This is a genomic window from Microbacterium psychrotolerans (genome assembly GCF_031085295.1).
Classification (GTDB): Bacteria; Actinomycetota; Actinomycetes; order Actinomycetales; family Microbacteriaceae; genus Microbacterium; species Microbacterium psychrotolerans.
Window position 1 is genome coordinate 31,554 of sequence record NZ_JAVFWO010000002.1, and the last position, 19,551, is coordinate 51,104.

The 19,551-nt window shown below is 70.9% G+C and carries 17 protein-coding genes and 1 tRNA gene; 8 read left to right on the plus strand and 10 right to left on the minus strand.

The genetic code is table 11. From position 1 onward, the window contains the following. Nucleotides 1-58: 58 nt before the first annotated feature. Complete coding sequence (locus Q9R08_RS04630) at nt 59-1,531, minus strand: zinc-dependent metalloprotease (RefSeq protein ID WP_308866686.1); 1,473 nt, start codon at nt 1,529-1,531, stop codon at nt 59-61. Between the two features lie 145 nt (nt 1,532-1,676). Between Q9R08_RS04630 and Q9R08_RS04635 the strand changes: the two genes are divergently transcribed. After that, nucleotides 1,677-2,804 (plus strand): YlbL family protein, encoded by a 1,128-nt coding sequence (locus tag Q9R08_RS04635; RefSeq protein WP_308866687.1) that lies wholly within the window; start codon nt 1,677-1,679, stop codon nt 2,802-2,804. 94 nt (nt 2,805-2,898) lie between these two features. Beyond that, nucleotides 2,899-5,814, plus strand: coding sequence for a UPF0182 family membrane protein (locus Q9R08_RS04640; protein ID WP_308866689.1), 2,916 nt, complete (start codon nt 2,899-2,901; stop codon nt 5,812-5,814). Between the two features lie 109 nt (nt 5,815-5,923). Here Q9R08_RS04640 and Q9R08_RS04645 read toward each other — a convergent pair whose 3' ends face one another. From Q9R08_RS04645 to idi, 7 genes are read right to left on the minus strand one after another with little or no spacing between them, the layout of a single operon-like run. After that, nucleotides 5,924-6,817, minus strand: coding sequence for a prenyltransferase (locus Q9R08_RS04645; protein ID WP_308866690.1), 894 nt, complete (start codon nt 6,815-6,817; stop codon nt 5,924-5,926). After that, nucleotides 6,814-7,137, minus strand: coding sequence for a lycopene cyclase domain-containing protein (locus Q9R08_RS04650; protein ID WP_308866691.1), 324 nt, complete (start codon nt 7,135-7,137; stop codon nt 6,814-6,816). The genes Q9R08_RS04645 and Q9R08_RS04650 overlap by 4 nt, the downstream gene beginning before the upstream one ends. Beyond that, complete coding sequence (locus tag Q9R08_RS04655; protein WP_308866692.1) at nt 7,134-7,487, minus strand: lycopene cyclase domain-containing protein; 354 nt, start codon at nt 7,485-7,487, stop codon at nt 7,134-7,136. The genes Q9R08_RS04650 and Q9R08_RS04655 overlap by 4 nt, the downstream gene beginning before the upstream one ends. 2 nt (nt 7,488-7,489) lie before the next feature. Continuing rightward, entirely contained in the window at nt 7,490-9,055 is a 1,566-nt protein-coding gene (gene crtI, locus Q9R08_RS04660) for a phytoene desaturase family protein (protein WP_308866694.1), read from the minus strand. Continuing rightward, nucleotides 9,052-9,933: a squalene/phytoene synthase family protein gene (locus Q9R08_RS04665; RefSeq protein WP_308866695.1), complete on the minus strand. Its 882-nt coding sequence runs from the start codon at nt 9,931-9,933 to the stop codon at nt 9,052-9,054. Before Q9R08_RS04665 ends, crtI begins: the two co-directional genes overlap by 4 nt. Then, on the minus strand, nt 9,930-10,985 hold the full coding sequence (locus Q9R08_RS04670; protein WP_308866697.1) for a polyprenyl synthetase family protein: 1,056 nt from the start codon (nt 10,983-10,985) through the stop codon (nt 9,930-9,932). Before Q9R08_RS04670 ends, Q9R08_RS04665 begins: the two co-directional genes overlap by 4 nt. After that, a complete protein-coding gene (gene idi / locus Q9R08_RS04675; RefSeq protein ID WP_308866698.1) occupies nt 10,982-11,533 on the minus strand; it encodes an isopentenyl-diphosphate Delta-isomerase in 552 nt (183 codons plus the stop codon). The genes Q9R08_RS04670 and idi overlap by 4 nt, the downstream gene beginning before the upstream one ends. A gap of 80 nt (nt 11,534-11,613) precedes the next feature. Here idi and Q9R08_RS04680 point away from each other — a divergent pair, with 80 nt between their 5' ends. Next, nucleotides 11,614-12,090: a MarR family winged helix-turn-helix transcriptional regulator gene (locus Q9R08_RS04680; RefSeq protein ID WP_308866699.1), complete on the plus strand. Its 477-nt coding sequence runs from the start codon at nt 11,614-11,616 to the stop codon at nt 12,088-12,090. Nucleotides 12,091-12,201: 111 nt separating this feature from the next. On the opposite strand, the gene Q9R08_RS04685 is transcribed toward Q9R08_RS04680, so the two are convergent. Further along, a tRNA-Met gene (locus Q9R08_RS04685) sits at nt 12,202-12,275 on the minus strand. Between the two features lie 93 nt (nt 12,276-12,368). Between Q9R08_RS04685 and Q9R08_RS04690 the strand changes: the two genes are divergently transcribed. Together Q9R08_RS04690 and Q9R08_RS04695 are read left to right on the plus strand one after the other, a co-directional pair. Next, nucleotides 12,369-12,887 (plus strand): DUF6328 family protein, encoded by a 519-nt coding sequence (locus Q9R08_RS04690; protein WP_308866700.1) that lies wholly within the window; start codon nt 12,369-12,371, stop codon nt 12,885-12,887. Further along, nucleotides 12,884-13,687, plus strand: coding sequence for a carbon-nitrogen hydrolase family protein (locus tag Q9R08_RS04695; protein ID WP_308866701.1), 804 nt, complete (start codon nt 12,884-12,886; stop codon nt 13,685-13,687). Before Q9R08_RS04690 ends, Q9R08_RS04695 begins: the two co-directional genes overlap by 4 nt. A 9-nt stretch (nt 13,688-13,696) precedes the next feature. Here the strand turns inward: Q9R08_RS04695 and Q9R08_RS04700 are convergent, their stop codons facing one another. Beyond that, nucleotides 13,697-14,896 (minus strand): aminotransferase class I/II-fold pyridoxal phosphate-dependent enzyme, encoded by a 1,200-nt coding sequence (locus Q9R08_RS04700; RefSeq protein WP_308866702.1) that lies wholly within the window; start codon nt 14,894-14,896, stop codon nt 13,697-13,699. A gap of 115 nt (nt 14,897-15,011) precedes the next feature. On the opposite strand from Q9R08_RS04700, the gene Q9R08_RS04705 reads away from it, so the two are divergent. The 3 genes from Q9R08_RS04705 (at nt 15,012) to Q9R08_RS04715 (ending at nt 19,551) form a co-directional block, all read left to right on the plus strand. Next, the gene (locus Q9R08_RS04705) at nt 15,012-16,697 is read left to right on the plus strand and encodes a S1C family serine protease (protein WP_308866704.1); all 1,686 of its coding nucleotides are present in this window, start codon (nt 15,012-15,014) and stop codon (nt 16,695-16,697) included. Between the two features lie 68 nt (nt 16,698-16,765). Beyond that, entirely contained in the window at nt 16,766-18,103 is a 1,338-nt protein-coding gene (locus tag Q9R08_RS04710; protein WP_308866706.1) for a CDP-glycerol glycerophosphotransferase family protein, read from the plus strand. Further along, entirely contained in the window at nt 18,100-19,551 is a 1,452-nt protein-coding gene (locus tag Q9R08_RS04715) for a CDP-glycerol glycerophosphotransferase family protein (protein WP_308866707.1), read from the plus strand. Before Q9R08_RS04710 ends, Q9R08_RS04715 begins: the two co-directional genes overlap by 4 nt.

Sequence of the window (19,551 nt, forward strand, 5' to 3'; positions counted from 1 at the left end):
AGGCGCCGCTCCTGTCCAGCGGGCTGTCACGGCCTGGGGAGGAGCCGCCCCCGACCGGTCACACCGGCCGGTGATCGTCGGGAGCGCCGCCCCCGTCCTCCTCGTCCGACGCGTCCTCCGGCGCGGTTCCCTCGGATCCGCTCCCGGCTGCCGGCGCCGCACCGCCGGGCTCGGCCTCGGCCGCCCCTGGCTCCTCGCCCGCGAGGAGACGGGCGAGAGCATCGTCCATCTCGTCGCGCGCCGGTTCCTCGCCCCGTGCGCGGGCCTCGAGGCGGGCCACGAGAGCGGCCGGGTCGTCGATGTCGGCGGCGGCCGGCATGAGATCGGGGTAGTCCCACAGCGCGTCCCGCGCCGCCGGACCCACGGCATCCGTCACGGCACGCCACATCGCCGCGGCCTCGCGCATGCGGCGCGGACGGATCTCGAGGCCCACGAGCGAGCCCAGCGCGCGCTCGGCGGGGCCGCCGACCGCGCGACGACGACGCACTGCCTCGGCGATACGCTGGGCGGCGGGCAGGCGCGATGTCGCATCCTCGGTGACGACCTCGACCCAGCCCTCGATGGTCGCGAGGAGGTTCTCGAGACGCGCGAGGGCGGCGTCCTGCGCCTCCGAGCGTGCCGGGAGCAGCGCGCCGCTCTCGATGGCCTTGCGGAGCTCTTCCGGCTCGGACGGGTCGAAGCGGGTGGCGAGATCCTCCAGCGCGTCCGTGTCGACGTGCACGCCCCGCGCGAAGTCAGTCACCTGCGAGATCACGTGCAGACGCAGCCACCGCGCGTGGCGGAACAGGCGCGCATGCGCAAGCTCGCGTGTGGCCGCATACAGCGCGAGCTGGTCGTCGGGCACTTCGAGGTCGCGGCCGAAGTCGGCGAAGTTCTGGGGGAGGATGGCGGCCTCGCCGTCGGGCATCAGCGGGATGCCGACGTCGCCGCCGCTCACGACCTCCTTGGAGAGGTTGCCGACGACCTGGCCGAGCTGCGACGCGAAGAGTGAGCCGCCCACCGTCCGCATGAGGCGTCCCGCGCCCTGCACGAGGCCCTGCATGTCCTCGGGCGCCTGCTCGCTCAGCGCTGTGGTCAGCGCATCGGCGATGCTCGTGGCGACGGGTGCGGCGAGCTCCTCCCACACCGGGAGGGTGGCCTCGACCCAGGCGCCGCGCGTGAGCGTCACCGGGGGAGCGGGCAGCTCCGAGATCGTGGTCGCCTCGCTCAGCCACAGGGTGGCCAGCGAGAACGCCTGATCCAGGTCGGTGCGCTGGCCGGTGGTGACGCCCAGTCCCTCCTGGTTCGCGATGTGCAGTGCCTGGCGCTTCGCCATGTCCCACGAGATGCCGCTCTCGTCTGCGTTCTCGAACGCGCCCTGGAGCTGGCGCATGACCGCCTGCATCATGGCGGGATCGATGTTCATGCCCGACAGTCGGGAGAGCTGCTCCGGATCGAAGTCGCCCGCGGAACCGCCGAACAACTGGCGGATGAGCTCCTGGAAGTCGTCCTCTGGGCTGGGCCCGTCGCCAGGAGTGTCGTCGTCTGCCACTTCAGCCGCCTTTCAGCCGGTCGATGACGTTGCGCTCTACGCTAGTCGCAGCATCCGTCGCACTCCCCGGCAGGGACCCCGAACGCCTTACGCCGGTCGCGAACGACCGCGCATCCATCGACAAGGCACGGAAGAGAGGTCCCGCGTGGCCCTGTTCGACGAGAACACGACGATCGAGCCCGCCCCGCGACAGCGGATGTCCCGGCGCACCCTCGTCGGCGTGTGGGCGCTCGCCGTCGCGATGGTCGTGCTGCTGATCATCACGTTCCTGCCGACGTCGTACGTGATCCAGCGGCCCGGACCGGTCTACAACACCCTCGGCACCGCCGAGAACGCGGACGGCGAGGAGGTGCCGCTCATCTCCGTCGAGGGCGCGGAAACCTTCCCCACCGACGGCTCCCTCGACCTTCTCACCGTGCAGGTGCAGGGCAACCGCGAGCACACGCCGTCGTGGTTCGAGCTCGCGATGGCGTGGTTCGACCCCAGCCGCGCGGTCATGCCGATCGACACCGTGTTCCCCGCGAACCAGACCACCGAGGAGCGCAACGAGGAGAGCGCTCAGATGATGGTCGACTCGCAGCACGAGGCGACGGCGGCCGCGCTCACCGAGCTCGGCTACGACGTGGGCGCGCAGCTGTCGGTGTACTCGGTCATCGACGGGGCCGCCGCCGAGGGCATCCTCGAGGACGGCGACATCATTCTCGAGGCCGATGGCGAGGCGGTGACGGAGGTGTCGACCCTGCGCAGAGTCATCAACGACGGCGACGGCGCCCCGGTGGAGCTCGTCATCGAGCGTGGCGGGCAGCAGCAGACGGTCTCGGTGACACCGAAGGAGCTCACCGACGAGAGCGGCGAGACGGCGTGGGTGCTCGGCGTCAACCTCATCACCGACTACGACTTCCCGATCGACGTCACGATCCAGCTCAACAACGTCGGCGGCCCGAGCGCGGGAATGATGTTCGCGCTCGGCATCATCGACACCCTGACGCCGGACGAACTGAACGGCGGCGAGCAGTTCGCCGGCACGGGCACGATCACGGCGGACGGCGAGGTCGGCCCGATCGGCGGCATCCGTCAGAAGATGTGGGGCGCACTGGACGCCGGCGCCGACTGGTTCCTCGCGCCCGACGCGAACTGCGACGAGGTGGTCGGCCACATCCCGGGCGATCTGCGGGTCTTCTCGGTCGAGGACCTCGACGACGCGCTCGCCGTCCTCGACGCCGTGCGCGACGGAGGCGACCTCGACGCGCTGCCCACCTGCAGGGCGAAGTGACGCGGGGGATCGTGCCCGAAACGTTGCGCGATTCCGAGAGTTCGCCCAGGGAGGACAAGGCGGCCGCCCTGAATCCGCCGCCTAGGATGGGACGGTGACCACGACCTCGTCGCCGACTCCGGCCACACCCTCCCGCACCCGCCGCGTCATCGCCATCACGCTCGCGATCATCGCCGCCCTCGTGGTGGCGTTCTTCGTCTTCGCGAGCCTCTACGCGGACTGGCTCTGGTTCGACCAGCTCGGGTTCACGGAGGTGCTGCTGACCCAGTGGGTCGCTCGTGTCGTGATGTTCGTGGTCGGCTTCCTCGGGATGGCCGTGCCGGTGTGGCTGTCGATCCAGCTCGCGTACCGCCTCCGCCCCGTCTACGCACGGCTGAGCTCGCAGCTCGACCGCTATCAGGAGGTCGTCGAGCCGCTGAGGCGCCTCGCGATGTGGGGCATCCCCGTCTTCTTCGGCTTCTTCGCCGGCTTCGCGGCCTCGGCCCAGTGGGAGACGACGTGGCTGTGGTTCAACGGCGTCGCCACCGACACCACCGACCCCGAGTTCCACCTCGACACCGGCTTCTACATGTTCGCCATGCCGTTCTGGAGCTCGCTCATCGGCTTCGCTTCGGCAGTGCTGCTGATCTGCCTGCTCGTGACGGCTCTCGTGTCGTACCTCTATGGCTCGGTGCGGGTGGGCCAGCGAGAGCTGCGGATCTCCAAGTCCGCACGCATCCAGCTCGCGGTCATCGCGGGCCTGTACCTCCTGGTGCAGGGCGCGAGCCTCTGGCTCGACCGGTACAAGACCCTCGTCGAGTCCGGCGCGGACGACCGCATCACCGGCCCCGGCTACACCGGCGTCAACGCCATCATCCCCGGGCAGACGATCCTTGCCATCGTGGCGGTCATCGTCGCGATCCTGTTCTTCGTCACCGCCATCATCGGCCGCTGGCGCTACCCGCTCATCGCGACGGCCCTCCTCGTGGTCTCGGCCATCGTCGTCGGCGTCGGCTACCCGTGGGTCGTCAACACGTTCCAGGTGCAGCCGAACCGCTTCTCGCTCGAAGAGGAGTACTACCAGCGCAACGTCGACATGACGCATCAGGCGTACGGCGTCTCCGGCCTCGAGCAGGAGGACTTCGCCGCGGTGACGGATGCCGAGCCCGGCCAGCTGCGCGACGATGCGGCCACGACCGCGCAGGTGCGGATCATGGACCCCGCGATCATCTCGCCCAACGTGCGCCAGCTCGAGCAGTATCGGTCGTACTACCAGTTCGCCGATCCGCTCGACGTGGACCGCTACGAGCGGGACGGCGTATCGCAGGACACCGTCGTGTCGGTCCGGGAGCTCAACCTGGACCAGCTCGGCAATGCCGCGGACTGGCAGAACTCCGCGGTCGTGTACACGCACGGCTACGGCATCGTGGTGGCGAAGGGCAACGACCGCACCGGCGACGGCGACCCGGTGTTCCTGGAGCGCGGCATCCCGGCCAGCGGCTTCCTGACGGATCAGGACGACTTCCAGCCCCGCGTGTACTTCGGCGAGTCCTCGCCGCCGTACTCGATCGTCGGCGCGCCCGAGGGCACCCCGCCGGCCGAGCTGGACTACCCGGAGGGCGGCGACGCCGCCTCGGGCGAGCAGAAGACGACGTTCGAGGGCGACGGCGGGCCGAGTCTCGGCAACGTGTTCAACCGCCTCGTCTACGCGCTGAAGTTCCAGGCCGAGCAGATCCTGTTCTCGGACTACGTCAACTCCGAGTCCCAGATCCTCTACGACCGCAACCCCCGCGAGCGCGTGCAGAAGGTGGCCCCCTACCTGACGCTCGACAACGACGCCTACCCGAGCGTCGTCGACGGCCGCATCGTCTGGATCATCGACGGCTACACGCTGAGCGCCAACTACCCGTACTCGTCGACGGTCAGCCTGACGTCGGCGATCTCGGACTCCAGCAACCCCGCGCCGCGCTTCGCGCTGGACGACATCAACTACATCCGCAACTCGGTGAAGGCCACGGTCGACGCGTACGACGGTTCGGTGAAGCTGTACGCGTGGGATGAGGAGGACCCCATCCTCCAGGCGTGGCAGAAGGTGTACCCGTCGACGATCGAGCCGATCAGCGAGATGTCGGCCGACCTGATGAGCCACGTGCGGTACCCGACGGACCTCTTCAAGGTGCAGCGCACGATCCTCGGCGTGTACCACGTGGACGACGCGCGGTCGTTCTACCAGAGCGACAACCGCTGGCAGACGCCGAACGACCCGCAGGACGACACCGCGCTGCAGCCGCCCTACTACCTGACGATGCAGATGCCGGGTGAAGAGGCGCCGACGTATTCGATGTTCACGTCGTTCATCCCGTCGTCGACGGGAGGGAACGCCCGCAACGTCCTCATGGGCTACCTCGCGGTCAACTCGAATGCCGGAAGTGAAGCCGGCGTGAAGAACGACGACTACGGCAAGCTCCGGATGCTGGTGATCGACGCCGACACACCCGTCTCGGGACCCGGTCAGGTGCAGAACGACTTCGACTCGCAGCCAGAGGTGTCGTCGTTCGTCAACATCCTGAAGCAGGGCGACTCGGATGTGCTGAAGGGCAACCTGCTCACGCTGCCCGTCGGCGGTGGTCTGCTCTATGTGCAGCCCGTGTTCGTGCAGTCGTCCGGCGCGACGAAGCTGCCCAAGCTGCAGAAGGTGCTGGTCTCCTTCGGCAAGGACATCGCGTTCGAAGACACGCTGAACGAAGCGCTCGACACGCTGTTCGGCGGCGATTCGGGCGCTGACGCCGGTGACACCGACGTCGAGCCCACCCCGGGCGCGACGCCCGCACCCGAGCCGTCGCCCGAGCCCACCGAGCCCACGACGCCGGAGGAGCCGACCGACGAGTACCAGGCCGCGCTGCAGGACGCGCAGCAGGCGCTGGTCGACCGGCAGACCGCACTCGAGCAGGGCGACTGGGCGGCCTACGGAGAGGCCGACGACCGGCTCACCGCCGCCATCGAGAAGCTCATCGAGCTCGGCGAGCAGTAAGCCCAGATCGACGCGAAGGGCCGTCCAGCGGAAGCTGGACGGCCCTTCATGCATGCGGGCGACTCGCGCCAGGGCCGGCAGGGCTGGAACCGCCGGGCAGTAGCCGGGCTCAGCCGGTGAGGACGGCGTACCAGATGAGCAGCAGCGTCACCACGAAGCCCGACAGCTGGTTCAGCCAGAGGAAGCGCCTCCAGCCGCCGGTGGCGGTGGCCGCGTCGGCGTCGGTGACGGAGCGGTACGGCCAGACCGTCACGAGGTAGGGGATGGCGAGCACCGCGGCCAGCGGTCCGGGCCAGGTCGTGGCGAGCATGGCGAGGCCGGCCGCGACATAGCAGGCGAGCGCGAAGCGCACGGTCCAGCGCGCCCCTCGTGCCGTCGCGATCGACGCGATGCCGGCCTCCCGGTCGGCGACGACATCCTGAACCGCCCCGAACGCGTGGGAAGCGACGCCCCACAGCGCGAAGGCGACGATCAGTGCCACGAGCGGGAGGGTCCAGGTCGCGCCGGCGAGCACGAGCGCGTACACGGCGGGGGAGAAGAAGTGGATGCTGCTGGTCGCCGAGTCCAGGAACGGCCGCTCCTTCAGCCGCAGCGGCGGCGCGCTGTAGAAGACGACGAAGAACAGGCTCGCGGCGAGCACCAGCCACGAGACGGGTGAGCCGATCACCAGGAGGTACGCGACGAAGGGGAGGCACAGCAGGCCTGCGGCCCACAGCGTCACCCGGTGCATCCGCCGGTCGAGCACGGCACCGTGCGCGCCTCCCTTGCGGGGGTTGCGCAGGTCGGACTCGTAGTCGAACACGTCGTTGATGCCGTACATCGCGAGGTTGTACGGCACGAGGAAGAACAGCGTGCCGATGACGAGCGTCGCGTCGACCTGGCGTGTGGTGAGGAGGTACGCGGCGGCGAACGGGTACGCGGTGTTGATCCAGCTCACCGGCCGTGAGGCGATCAGCAGCTGCCGTGCCGCGGCGCCGGCGCGAAGCGGTGGTGCGGCGGTCACGGTCGCGCCTCCTGCCGCGGCGACCGCGCCGCCCCGAGGAGCGTGTACACCGAGGGCACGAGGAACGCCGCGCACACCGGGTACGCGAAGTCCTCGATCGGAGCCAGGCCGATCCGCACCCCCGAGATGAGCGATGCGGGATAGGTGAAGAGACCGGCGGCGATCATCAGGTTGTCGAACACGGCGGTCAGGACGACCAGGAGTCCGGCGGCGATGGCAGACGCCGTCATCCTCCGCGCGAAGCCGGGCCGCCGGGCCGTCAGCAGGGTGACGACCGCCGTGATCGCCACGAACGGCAGGACGATGAGGGGATAGGTCATCGGGCTGCCTCCGACGGCGAGGCGGCGGCATCCGTCCGGCGACGCTCCAGCATGCGCTGCGCGCCCGCCCAGGCCACCAGCGCGAGATAGCTCAGGAAGGCCAGGAAGAACGGCTCCTCGAGCGGGAGGTGCGGTGCGAGGTCGATTCCGAGCAGCAGCGGACTGTCGCCTTTGACGAAGACGCCCGTGGCGATGCCGACGGCATCCCAGACCAGGAAGAACGCCGTGCCGATGCCCACAGCTGCCAGCGTCCGGCCACGCGCCGCCCACGCGGCGAGCCGCCAGCGTCGATCGATCAGCAGCACGCCCACTGTGGAGGCGAGGATCGCCGCGAGGTAGATTCCGGGCACCGTCACACTCTCGCAGGTTCCGCGAGGGGACCGGGAGACCGGTCACCGCGGAGCCGCTTGACGACGAGCTCGGCAGAGATGAGGCACATCGGCAGGCCGATGCCGGGAAGCGTCGAGGCGCCGACGTAGGACAGTCCGTCGACCGTGCGAGAGGCGTTCCGGGGCCGGAAGACGGCGCTCTGACGGAGCGTATGTGCGAGGCCGAGCGCGTTGCCGCGCCAGGCGCCCAGGTCGTCGGCGAAGTCGCCCGGCGCGACCGTGCGGCGCACGACGATGCGGCTCGCCAGGTCGGGGATGCCGCACCAATCGGCGATCTGCGCGATCACCCGGTCGGCGGCGGTCTCGATGCGAGGCTCTCCGTCGCCGTCTATGCCCCCGTGCCCGAGGCTGGGGTCCGCGGGCACGGGGACGAGCACGAAGAGATTCTCGTGCTCGGGAGGCGCCACGTTGGGGTCTGTGGCGCTCGGGCGGCAGATGTAGAGGGAGGCAGGATCGGGGATCCGCGGATGCGGGCCGAAGATGTCGTCGAAGCCGGCGCGCCAGTCCTGCCGGAAGAGCAGTGTGTGGTGGGCGAGCTGCGGCAGTGCGCCCTCGACGCCCAGCATGACGAGCAGCGCGCCCGGGCTCGGCGTGCGCGAACGCCACCACTCCTCGGGGTACGTCTGCTCGGCGCGAGCGACGAGCTGCGTCTCGGTGTGGTGCAGGTCCGCGCCCGACACCACGAGATCGGCGCTGACACAACGCCCGTCGGCGAGTTCGACGCCGGTCGCAGCCCCGGCTTCCGTCGTGATCGACGTGACGCGCGCTCCCGTCTCGATGACGACTCCGGATGCCTCCGCCAGGCGCTCGACCGCCCGGATCAGCTCGGTGAAGCCGCCGCGCGGATACAGCACGCGATCGTCGAGATCGAGGTGGCTCATCAGGTGGTACAGGCTGGGCACGCCGTACGGCGATCCCCCCAGGAACACGGCGGGGTACTCGAGGATCTGACGCAGGCGTGGATCTGCGAAGCGGGTCTCGACGTGGCGCGCGAGCGTTCGGGTGAGCAGGGGCGCGAGGCGCGGCATGCGGCGCAGCAGGGCGGGGTCTCTGAGTCCCGCGGTCGTCTCGTACGTGTCGTACAGGAAGCGGTTGACGGCGAGGTCGTACGCGTCGGCGGCGGAGTCCAGGTAGGCGTCCAACCGTGCTCCGGCACCCGGCTCCACGCTCTCGAAGAGCGCCGTCGCGGCGGCGCGTCCGGATCGGACGTCGAGTGGGTCGAGACCGGTGGACGGGTCCGAGTAGACGCGGTACGCCGGATCGAGCGGCACGAGGTCGAGCTCGCGATCGGCGGTCGTCCCGAGCAGCCGGAAGAAGTGGTCGAACACCTCGGGCATGAGGTACCAGCTGGGCCCCGTGTCGAAGCGGAAGCCTTCGTGCTCCCACGATCCGGCGCGTCCGCCCAGCTCATCCCGTGCCTCGAACAGAGCGGTGTCCCAGCCCTCGGCGGCCAGCAGCGCCGCTGCGGCCAGCCCTCCGATGCCGCCCCCGATGACGACCGCGCGTCGCGGCGAATCCTGCGTGCTCATGCGCGTGCCTCCCGTGGAGCGAATCCCAGCAGCGCGCGTGCCGCGAGCCGCGCCTTGACGGCGTCGGGTACGCGCACCCGGGCGTCTCCGTCGGCGCAGGCCCGAAGGCGTGCCGCGAGTTCGGCGAACAGGTCGTGTGCGGCGGTCACGGCGCGGCGGCAGTCCGCCGGCAGCGCCGGGATGGCGCGGGCGGCGGCGGCGAGATCCGCGTCGATGCGATCGAGGACGGCGGCACGGTCTCCGTCGCCGGCGGCCGGGCCCAGGTAGTCGCGGCCGAGCACCGCGTCGTCGTGGCTGCGGTCCCGCAGGAAGTTCACGTCTTGAAAGGCGGCGCCGAGCCGTCGGGCGCCGTCCACCAGCTCCGCTGACGGAGCGACGGGATGCGGAGCGCCCGCGTTGACGAACACCTGCAGGCACATCAGGCCGATGACCTCGGCCGAGCCGTAGACGTAGGCGTCGTGCGAGGCGGCGTCGTGCCGGTGCGTGTGGAGATCGGTCCGCATGGACGCGAAGAACGGTGCCACCAGGTCGGCGCCGATCCCGCATTCGCGCGCGGTGCCGGCGAAGGCGTGCACGACGAGGTTCGAGCTGAAACCGCGGAGCGTCGCGTCGAGCACCTCCTGCTCCAGCTGGTCCAGCACGTCCTCCATGGCTTCCCGCGACAGCCCCGCCTCGGCGGCCGGCCCGTCGACGATCTCGTCCGCGATGCGCGCGAGCGCATAGATGTTCCGCACGTGCGGGCGTGGCCGCGGCCCGAGAAGGCGGCACGCGAGCCCGAACGAGGTCGAGTAGCGGGCGATCACGATGGCGGCGGCATCCGCAGCAGTCCGGTCGTAGAGCGCCAGCCCGGTCGCCGCGCGGCCGCGGGTGCCGCTCACGGGACTCGCCCTTCGATGCCGTCGGCGAGAGTGCGCAGGAGGACGCCGGCGCGAGCCGGCAGAGCCGGGTCGTCGGATGCCGTGCGCACCGCCTCGAGGGTCTCGCAGATCAGAGCGACCATGCGTTCGCGCGCACCACTGGACTCGAGGACGGACTGCGCCTCGCGAACCGCCACGGGGCCTGTCCGGGCGAGGGCGAGGGCTTCGTCGACGCGGCCGGCGGCGGCGGATTCGCGCGCCAACGCGACCAGCGGTGTCCGCTTGTTCTCGCGGAGGTCAGGCCCGGTGTCCCGGCCCGTCTGCTGCGTGGTGCCGAAGGCGCCAATGAGGTCGTCGACGAGCTGGAAGGCGAGTCCGAGGCGTCCGGCCGCGTCTCCGAGCACGCGCAGCGCTTCGGCGTCCGCGCCGCCCAGCAGAGCGCCGGCCTGCATCGGCGCGCGGAACGAGTACACGGCCGTCTTGTTGAACGCCGTGTCGAGCGTCGCGCCGCGGGAGGGATGCCGCGTCGCGACGCTGTTCTCCACATCCGCGAGCTCGCCGGCGGCGGAGACCAGGATGGCGTCGTCGAGAAGCGTGAGGAGGCGATCGCGGGTCCCGTCATCGGTGTGCGCCATCGCGACCAGCCGGAACGCCTCGTGGAGCAGGATGTCGCCGGCGAGGATGGCGGCGGCGTCGCCGAGGAGTGCCGCGCCCTCCGCGCCGGCGCCGCCGTCCCGCGCGCGCAACCGGAACTCACCGCCGATGTTGGGCACGCCGCGGCGCACGGTGTCGTGGTCGATCACGTCGTCATGCACCACGAACGCGGTGTGGAGCAGCTCGAAAGCGGCCGCGACGGAGAGTGCGGCCGAGCCGTTGGCATCGTCGGTGCGGAATGCGTCGAACGATGCCGTGACCAGAGCCGGACGCAGCCGCTTGCCGCCGTGCGCGGCGCGGGTGATGGCGTCCGCCAGCGCGCCGAATGCCGGACCCAACTCCCCGGCGCGCTCGCGGATCCTCGCCAGCGCCCCGTCGATGGCGATCTGCAGGTCGGGGTCGGTCGCCGCCGGGATCATGATGCGCGGCGCTGACGTGAGGGCGCGTCGAAGAGGTGGAGCTGCTCGGCCTGGAGCACCAGCCACGGGCTGAACGCCCAGGGCGTCGCCTCGAGCGAGGTCGCGATCGCCTCGGGCTCGACCCAGCGGGCGTCGACGACCTCGAGCGGGTTCAGCACCGGCTCGTCATCGGTGTGCGCGATGTAGACGGGGCACACCTCGTGCTCGACGATGCCGTTCGCATCGGTGGCGCGGTAGCGGAACAGGGGGAGCGCCACCCGGATGTCAGTCAGCGTGATGCCGAGCTCGAAGTCCGCGTGGCGCCGGACCGCGGAGAGGACGGGCTCTGCCGGACGAGGATGACCGCAGAACGAGTTCGTCCAGACGCCCGGCCAGGTGCGCTTGCTCAGCGCCCGGCGGGTGAGCAGGACCTGCCCCTCGCTGTTGAGCACGTGGCACGAGAACGCCAGATGCAAAGCGGTGTCAGGACCGTGCACGCTCGACTTGGGCGCGGTGCCGATCGGGTTGCCCTCGTCGTCGAGCAGCACCACGTGGTCGGTGTCGGGCATCCGATCACTCCCTTTCTTAATTGCTAGCCAAACTAGCAATTTCTCTTATGCGATGCTACAACGGGTCGGAGGGAACGTCCATGAAGTCCGAGCGCTGGCAACCGCAGACGAATCATGAGCACGCGGTGATGCGTGTGCTCACGTCGATTCGCGCCGTCAGCGACGCCATGGAGCGCATGCACAGCGGCATGAAGGACGACATGCACATGAACGCCACCGACGTCGCGGCGCTTCGGCTGCTGGTCATACGCGAGCGCCAGGAGCAATCGGTGAGCCCGCGCGACATCGCCCGGCACCTGCGGATCTCCACTGCGTCGACGACCAAGCTGCTGGACCGGCTCGTCGATTCCGGGCACGTGGAGCGCCGCCCGCACCCGACCGACCGCCGCGGTCGCGTCGTGGTGCTGACGGAGGCGGCCCGCCAGGCCTTCTTCCGGGTCTTCGGCGAGCGCCTGCGTGCCATGCGCGCGATCGCCATGCAATACGACGAGTCCGAGCTCTCGGTCATCGAGCGCTTCCTCGACGACCTCAGCGGCGCAATGGATCCGCCCGAGTGACTCCGCCCTCCGCGGCGCGGGACCTCGAGAAGCAGGTTCGCGGCGCCGGTCTCGTAGGACAAGACGAAGAAGAGGGCGTCCCTGACGGGACGCCCTCTTCTTCGTTTTCTGTTGCGGGGACAGGATTTGAACCTGCGACCTCTGGGTTATGAGCCCAGCGAGCTACCGAGCTGCTCCACCCCGCGGCACAAGGAATAGCCTAACACGGGTTTCGAGTGCACATGAACACGGCAGGGGGCGGGTTGCTGTGCCGCCGCCCCGCGCGACAGGATGAGCGCATGCCCGTCGACCGCGACACCGACCCACTGGACGACCGCGTGGACGGTCGCGACGAGACGCCGGAGGAGCGCGCCGACCGGAATTGGAACGAGGTGCTGCAGGAGCTGCGTGTGCTCCAGACCGGCACGCAGATCCTCACGGGCTTCCTGCTCGCGCTCGCGTTCCAGCCCGCGTTCGCTGATCTGTCGGACAGCCAACGAACCGTCTACCTCGGCCTGGTGCTCCTCTCCGCGATCAGCTCGATCGTGGCCCTCGCCCCGGTCGCCCTGCATCGCGTCCTCTTCCAGCAGCGCGCCAAGCCCGCGGTCGTCCGCTACGGCCACGGATGTCTCATCACCGCACTGCTGACGGTGTCGGTGCTGGTCGTCGGCGTGGTGGCGTTCGTGTTCGACGTCGTCCTCGGCGGGTCCGCAGGGTGGTGGGCGCTGATCCCGCTGGCCGTGCTCATCCTGGCGCTGTGGCTCATCGCGCCGGCCATCATGCGCTCCCGGATCCGCACGAACGGAGAGCGCCGATGACCGACACGCTGCCGATCGGGGTCGCGCAGTTCGCCCCCACCGCCGACGCTGCGGGCAACGTCGAATCGATCGAGCACCTCGTGGCGACGGCATCCGCTCGCCGCGCGCGGGTGGTGGTCTTCCCCGAGTACTCGAGCTACTTCGTCGACCCGTTCGACGAGTCGCTCGCCGAGAACGCCGAGGACCTCGACGGCCCGTTCGTGCGCGCCCTGACGGATATTGCGGGCAGACACGACGTGGTGATCGTGGCGGGCCTGCTCGAGCGGGCGAGCGACGAGCGCCGCGTGCGCAACACCGCCGTCGCCGTCGATGCGACCGGGCTGATCGCGCACTACCGCAAGCTGCACCTCTACGACGCCTTCGGGCAACGCGAATCGGACTGGGTGGAGCCCGGGGATCCGGCACCGCCGCAGACGTTCGAGCTCGCCGGTCTGCGATTCGGCCTCATGACCTGCTATGACCTGCGCTTCCCCGAGGTGGGCCGGCTGCTGGTCGATGCGGGAGCGGACGTCTTCGTGGTGCCGGCCGAGTGGGTGCGCGGGCCGCTCAAGGAGCACCACTGGCGCACCTTGCTGCACGCGCGGGCGATCGAGAACACGGTGTTCGTCGCCGCGGCGGACCATCCGCCGCCCCTGGGCGTGGGCAACTCGCTCATCGTCGATCCGCTGGGCGTCGAGCTCGCCGCCGTCGGCACGTCGACCGACGTCGCCGTGGCGCATCTCGACATCGGGGCGATCGAGCGCGTGCGGCGCGTCAATCCTGCGCTCGCGCTCCGCCGCTACCGGGTCGAGAAGCGCTGAGCGCCGGCCTCACCTGAGGCGGGCGAGACGGGAGGCCGCCTCCTCGAGCACGTCGACGCGCTTGCACGCCGCGAACCGCACCAGCGTGGCGTACTCGCTGCGGCGCTCGGGCGTCGCGAATGCAGTGAGAGGGATCGCGACGACCCCGGCGCGCTCGGGGAGCGCGCGGCAGAACGCCGCGGCATCCGTCGCTCCCAGCGCTCGGGCGTCGGCGACGGTGAAGTACGAACCGGCCGGTGTCGACACGTCGAATCCCGCCGTGCGCAAGCCCTCGCCGAGCAGATCGCGCTTCGCCCGCAGGGTGTCGGCGATGCCGCGGAAGAAGTCGTCGCCCAGGCGGAGTCCGGTCGCGATGGCGGGCTGGAAGGGGCTGCCGTTGACGTAAGTGAGGAACTGCTTCACCGCGAGCACGGCGTCGATCAGCGGGGCGGGGCCGGAGACCCAACCGATCTTCCAGCCGGTGGTCGAGAAGGTCTTGCCGCCGGATGAGATCGTCAGTGTGCGGTCGCCCGCTCCCGGCAGAGTCGCGAGCGGGACATGCGGCTCGTCGAAGACCAGATGCTCGTACACCTCGTCGGTGATGATGACGGCGTCATGGCGCGTCGCGAGGCGCACGATCTCGTCGCGCACGTCCGGGTGGAACACAGCGCCGGTCGGGTTGTGCGGGTCGTTCACCAGGATCACGCGCGTGCGGTCGCTGACGGCGGCACGGAGGTCGTCGAGGTCGGGCTGGAAGTCCGGCCAGCGCAACGGCACGGTCACCAGGCGCGCGCCGGCCAGCGCCGCCACCGCCGCGTACGAGTCGTAGTAGGGCTCGAAGACGACCACCTCGTCCTCGGGGTCGTCGAGCAGCGCGAGCAGCGCCGCGGCGAGCGCCTCGGTCGCCCCGGCCGTCACGAGCACCTCGCGGGTGGGGTCCAGCTGCAGACCGTAGAACCGCTCCTGGTGCTCCGCGATGGCAGACAGAAGATCCGGGATGCCGCGCCCCGGCGGGTACTGATTGGCGCCGTTCGCGATCGCCGCGCGGGCGGCGTTCAGCACCTCGGCCGGCCCGTCCTCGTCGGGGAACCCCTGACCGAGGTTGATCGCGCCGGTGTGGGCCGCCAGGGCCGACATCTCCGCGAAGATGGTGGGGTGGATCGACCCGTCGGCGCCGACGAGTCCGGCACCCGCCGCCGTGCGGTGCCATGCTCCGGGGATCTGTCGCATCGCTTCACCGTACCGGGCAGGCTCATCCCTCTTGCATAGGCGAGTCCCACTCCCGACATAAGAAACGCACAGCATCGATGGGCACAGTGGTGAGTGCTTGGCAGAAGGAGCAATCATGAGCGACATCCAGGGCGATCGCCCGGAAGACCAGACCCCCGCCGTCCCCACACAGTCGGCCGCGGAGGCCGCCGCGCAGACGCCCGCCGAGCCGGAGACCCCGGCCGCGGCTGCGGTCGCACCGGAGGCGACCGCGCCGTCGGCCGCACCCGAGCCGCCCGCCGCTCCTGCTGCCCCGCCGTCGTCCGACGCTGCGGCCGCACAGGCCGCGCCCGCCGAGACGGCGGCGCAGCCCGCGTCGCACGTGCAGGCGGCCCCGCCCGCGCCGCCCGCCGGCTACCCGGCGGGCGCCCAGGCCTACGCCCGCCCGCAGGGCTACGCCGGTCAGCCCGCGCCGTACCCCCACTCGTACGCCGGACAGCAGGCACCGGCCGCACCGGGTGCGGCGTTCGGCGTGACGCCCTCGGACGCTCAGCCGACGCTGCCCCTCGGCGGCGCCACCGGCGCCGTCCCGACCGCGACGGCGACCACCGCACCGAAGAAGCAGACGGCGGCCGGCAAGGTCGTCGGACTCATCGTCGCCGCCGCGATCGTCGGCGGCGCGGCAGGTCTGGGCGGCGCCTACGCAGGCGTCAACTGGTTCACGCCGGTGAGCACCTCGCCGGTCGCCGGGCCGACGACCGTCACCGTCAACGACACCGACGCGGTCAACCAGACCACCGCGATCGCCGCGAAGGTGCTGCCCAGCGTCGTCACGATCGCAGCGACGGGCGGGTCGAGCGCCGGCACCGGCTCGGGCGTCGTGCTCACCGAGGACGGCTACGTCGTCACCAACACCCACGTCGTCACGCTCGACGGTGCCACCGGCGACGCGGCGATCCGCGTGACCACCTCCGACGGCCGCGTCTACGACGCCGAGGTCGTCGGCACGGACCCGACGTACGACCTGGCCGTCATCAAGCTCACGGACGCCGAGGGTCTCACGCCGATCGACTTCGCGGACTCGAGCAAGCTCAACGTCGGCGACACGACCGTCGCGGTCGGCGCTCCGCTGGGCCTCGCGAACTCCGTCACCGAGGGCATCATCAGCGCGCTCAACCGGTCGATCTCCATCGCCTCGTCGGCTGCGCCCGACGGCGGTGACACGGAGGACCAGGACCCGCAGGAGGAGAACGGCCAGGAAGGACCGTTCCGCTTCGACTTCGGCCAGGGCGACCAGGGCACCACGGCGACCGAGAGCATCTCGATCGCGGTGATCCAGACGGACGCGGCCATCAACCCCGGCAACTCGGGCGGTGCGCTCGTCGACTCCGACGGCAAGCTGATCGGCATCAACGTCGCCATCGCGACCGCGGGCGGTTCGTCCTCGGACGGCTCCGGCTCGATCGGTGTGGGCTTCTCGATCCCCTCCGACATCGTCCAGCGCATCACCGACGAGATCATCGACAGCGGAGAGGCGACCCACGGTCTGCTCGGCGCGAGCGTGAAGCCGGCGGCATCCGTCGAGGAGTCGACGATCACCGGCGCGTACATCGCGGAGGTCACCGACGGCGGCGCGGCGGCTGAAGCCGGCCTGCAGCAGGGCGACGTGGTCACCGGCTTCAACGGTGTGCCGATCACCGACGCGACCGACCTCACCGCGCAGGTGCGCGCGGCGGCGGCGGGAAGCAAGGCGGAGGTCACCTTCGTCCGCGACGGCAAGACGCAGACGGTGGAAGTGACGCTGGGCTCGCTCCAGCAGTAGCTGTTCCCACAGGACGCCATCTCGCGAGTCAGCGAGCCCCGACACGGGCTCGCAGGTAGGCTCGCGGGATGGCGTCCTTCTCTTTCGGCGCGGGGAATGCGCGAAAGCTCGCGACGATCCCGCTGTATGCCGCAGGACGCATCTTCACGCTCGTGGTGCCCCGCACGCGCGACGAATGGGTGTTCGGCTGCGCTGTCGGCATCGGCGACGGCGCGCTCGCGCTGTGGGAGGCGGCGGCCGCCGACGATCGCACGGCGGTGTGGCTGGTCGGCTCGAAGCGAGAGGCGACGGATGCCGCGGCCCGCGGCATCCGTGCCGTTCCGAAGCGTTCGGTGCAGGGGTTGTGGCGCACGGCGCGCGCCCGCGTGATCGTCGTCACCCACGGCTTCGGCGACGTGAACAGGTACGCCGTGTCGGGCGCGTTCGTGGTGCAGCTGTGGCACGGCATCCCGCTCAAGCGCATCGGGCTCGACTCGCCCGAGACCGTCCGCGTGCCGGGTGCGATCGCGGCGACACCGGCCGCGGGCGTCGTCAGGACGCTGTTGCGGACGATGTACCGCGGCGCGGCACGGCGCATCCGGATCCTTCCGGCGGCTTCGCATGTCGTGCGCGGCCGGCTCGAATCGGCGTTCGGCCTGCGTGACTCCGATGTGCCGGTCACCGGCGAACCCCGCGTCGATGTGCTCTCGCGCGGCACGGCGGAGCTTCGCCGTGCCGATGCTCGCGCGGCCATCGGCCGCGCGGTGCCGCTGGCCACGCCGGACGCGCGCTTCGTGCTGTACGCGCCGACCTGGCGCGACGGCGCCCCCGATCCTGCGGTGCCGACCGCCGACGAATGGACCGCCATCGTCGACGTGCTGACGCGGCATGCCGCCACACTGCTCGTGCGCTCGCATCCGCTGGGCGCGGGCGAGTACCGCCCGCCGTTCCCCACCGATCGCGTCCAGCCGCTCGGCAGCGACCTCGTGGCCGACGTCACGCCGCTGCTCCCCGGCCTCGATGCACTCGTGACGGACTACTCGTCCCTCGCGTTCGACGCGGCCCTGGTGCCGCTGCCCACGCTCTTCCTCGCGCCCGACGTCGAGGAGTACGCGTCGCGTCGCGGGTTCTACGGCACCTATGCCGATGTCGCCGGCGACGACTGGGCCGTGGAGTGGGCGCAGACCGCGGCGCAGCTCGACGCGGTTCTCGGCGACGCCGCCGAGCGCGGCCGGCGGATGGATCGCGCCGCCGCCCTCAGCGGGCGCGTCCACGCGTTCCGCGACGGTCGCAACGCCGAGAGGGTGTACCGTGCGATCCTGGCCGGGGCGGTACCGGCTCCCGCTGGCCGTATCGCCGGCGCGGTGCGCGGAGCCGCTGGGCGTCGGGGCTCGGCAGACGCCCGCCCGAGGGAAGGAGACGGATGACCGAGGCGAGCTTCACGACGGACGAGGTGCCTGCGCTGGTGCTCGCGGGCGAGGGGGAGCGACCTGCGTCCGTCGAGATCGTCGGTGCCCGCGCCCGGGTCGTCGCTCGCGTGACCGGGCGCGGCAAGACGTGGAGGGCGACGCTGCCGCTGCGCGCCGCCCGCTGGGGCGGCCCCGAGCTGCCGTTGCCGTCGGGGTCGTACGAGGTGCGCATCGCAGACGCCGAGGCGAAAGGCATCCACCCTCCGGAGGCGCTGCCCGTCACGCAGCTGGGCACGGTGCGCGCGAATCTGGAGGGGTGGACGCTGCGCGTGGCCCCGCCCATCGACCCCGCGTACGACTCCGGCGAAGGGCAGGACGCCCTCGAGCGCCGGTACGCCACCCGCCCTGCGTCCGGCTTCGAGAACGCCGTGTTCTTCGAGAGCTTCTACGGCCGCAACGCCAGCTGCAACCCCCTCGCGATCGATCGCGAGCTCGCGCGTCGAGCGCCGCATGTCACCCGGTACTGGAGCGTCGTCGACCTGTCCGTCGCCGTGCCGGACGGCGCGATCCCGGTCATCGAGGGCAGCCCCGAATGGTGGCGCGCCCGCGGCGCCGCGCGACTCCTCGTGGTCAACGACTGGCTGCGACGGCGGTTCGCGCGACGCAAGGGGCAGGTGGTGCTGCAGACCTGGCACGGCACGCCGCTGAAGCGGCTCGCGCTGCACCGTCCGGGATTCGACCCGCGTCGCATGGCCGCCGTGGTGCGTGAATCGCGTCGCTGGAACGTCCTGCTCGCCCAGAACCCGTACGCCGCGCGCATCCTGGGCAAGGCCTATGCGTTCCTCACCCGTCCCGTCTGGGTCGAGGGCTACCCGCGCAACGACGTGCTCGCCCGCGGAGACGGGACCGCGACGCGAGAGGCACTCGGCATCCGTCCCGGCGAGAAGGTGGTGCTGTACGCGCCCACGTGGCGCGACGACCGCGACGAGATCGTCGACTTCGTCGACCCGGGTGCGCTCGCCGCGGCGACCGACGCCGTCGTCCTCGTGCGCGGCCATTCGCGCACGCTGCTGCCGGGACGCGACGCCGAAGGCCCCCGCGTGATCGATGTGACAGGCTTCCCCGACACCTCGCTGCTGCTGCTCGTCGCGGACGCGCTCGTCACCGACTACTCCTCGGTGATGTTCGACTTCTCGGTGACCGGCAAGCCGATGTACTTCCTCGTGCCCGACATGGAGCACTACCGCGGCGAGCTGCGCGGCTTCTACTTCGACCTCGCCGCACACGCGCCCGGACCGATGGTGGGCACGCAGGACGAGCTGGTCGCGGCGCTCGCCGCAGATGACGCGGACGCCTACGCCGACCGCTACGCGCAGTGGCGGAAGAAGTTCAACGCCCGCGACGACGGGCATGCTGCGGAGAGGGTCGTGACGCGGATCCTGGACCAGGGGTTCATCGAGATCTGA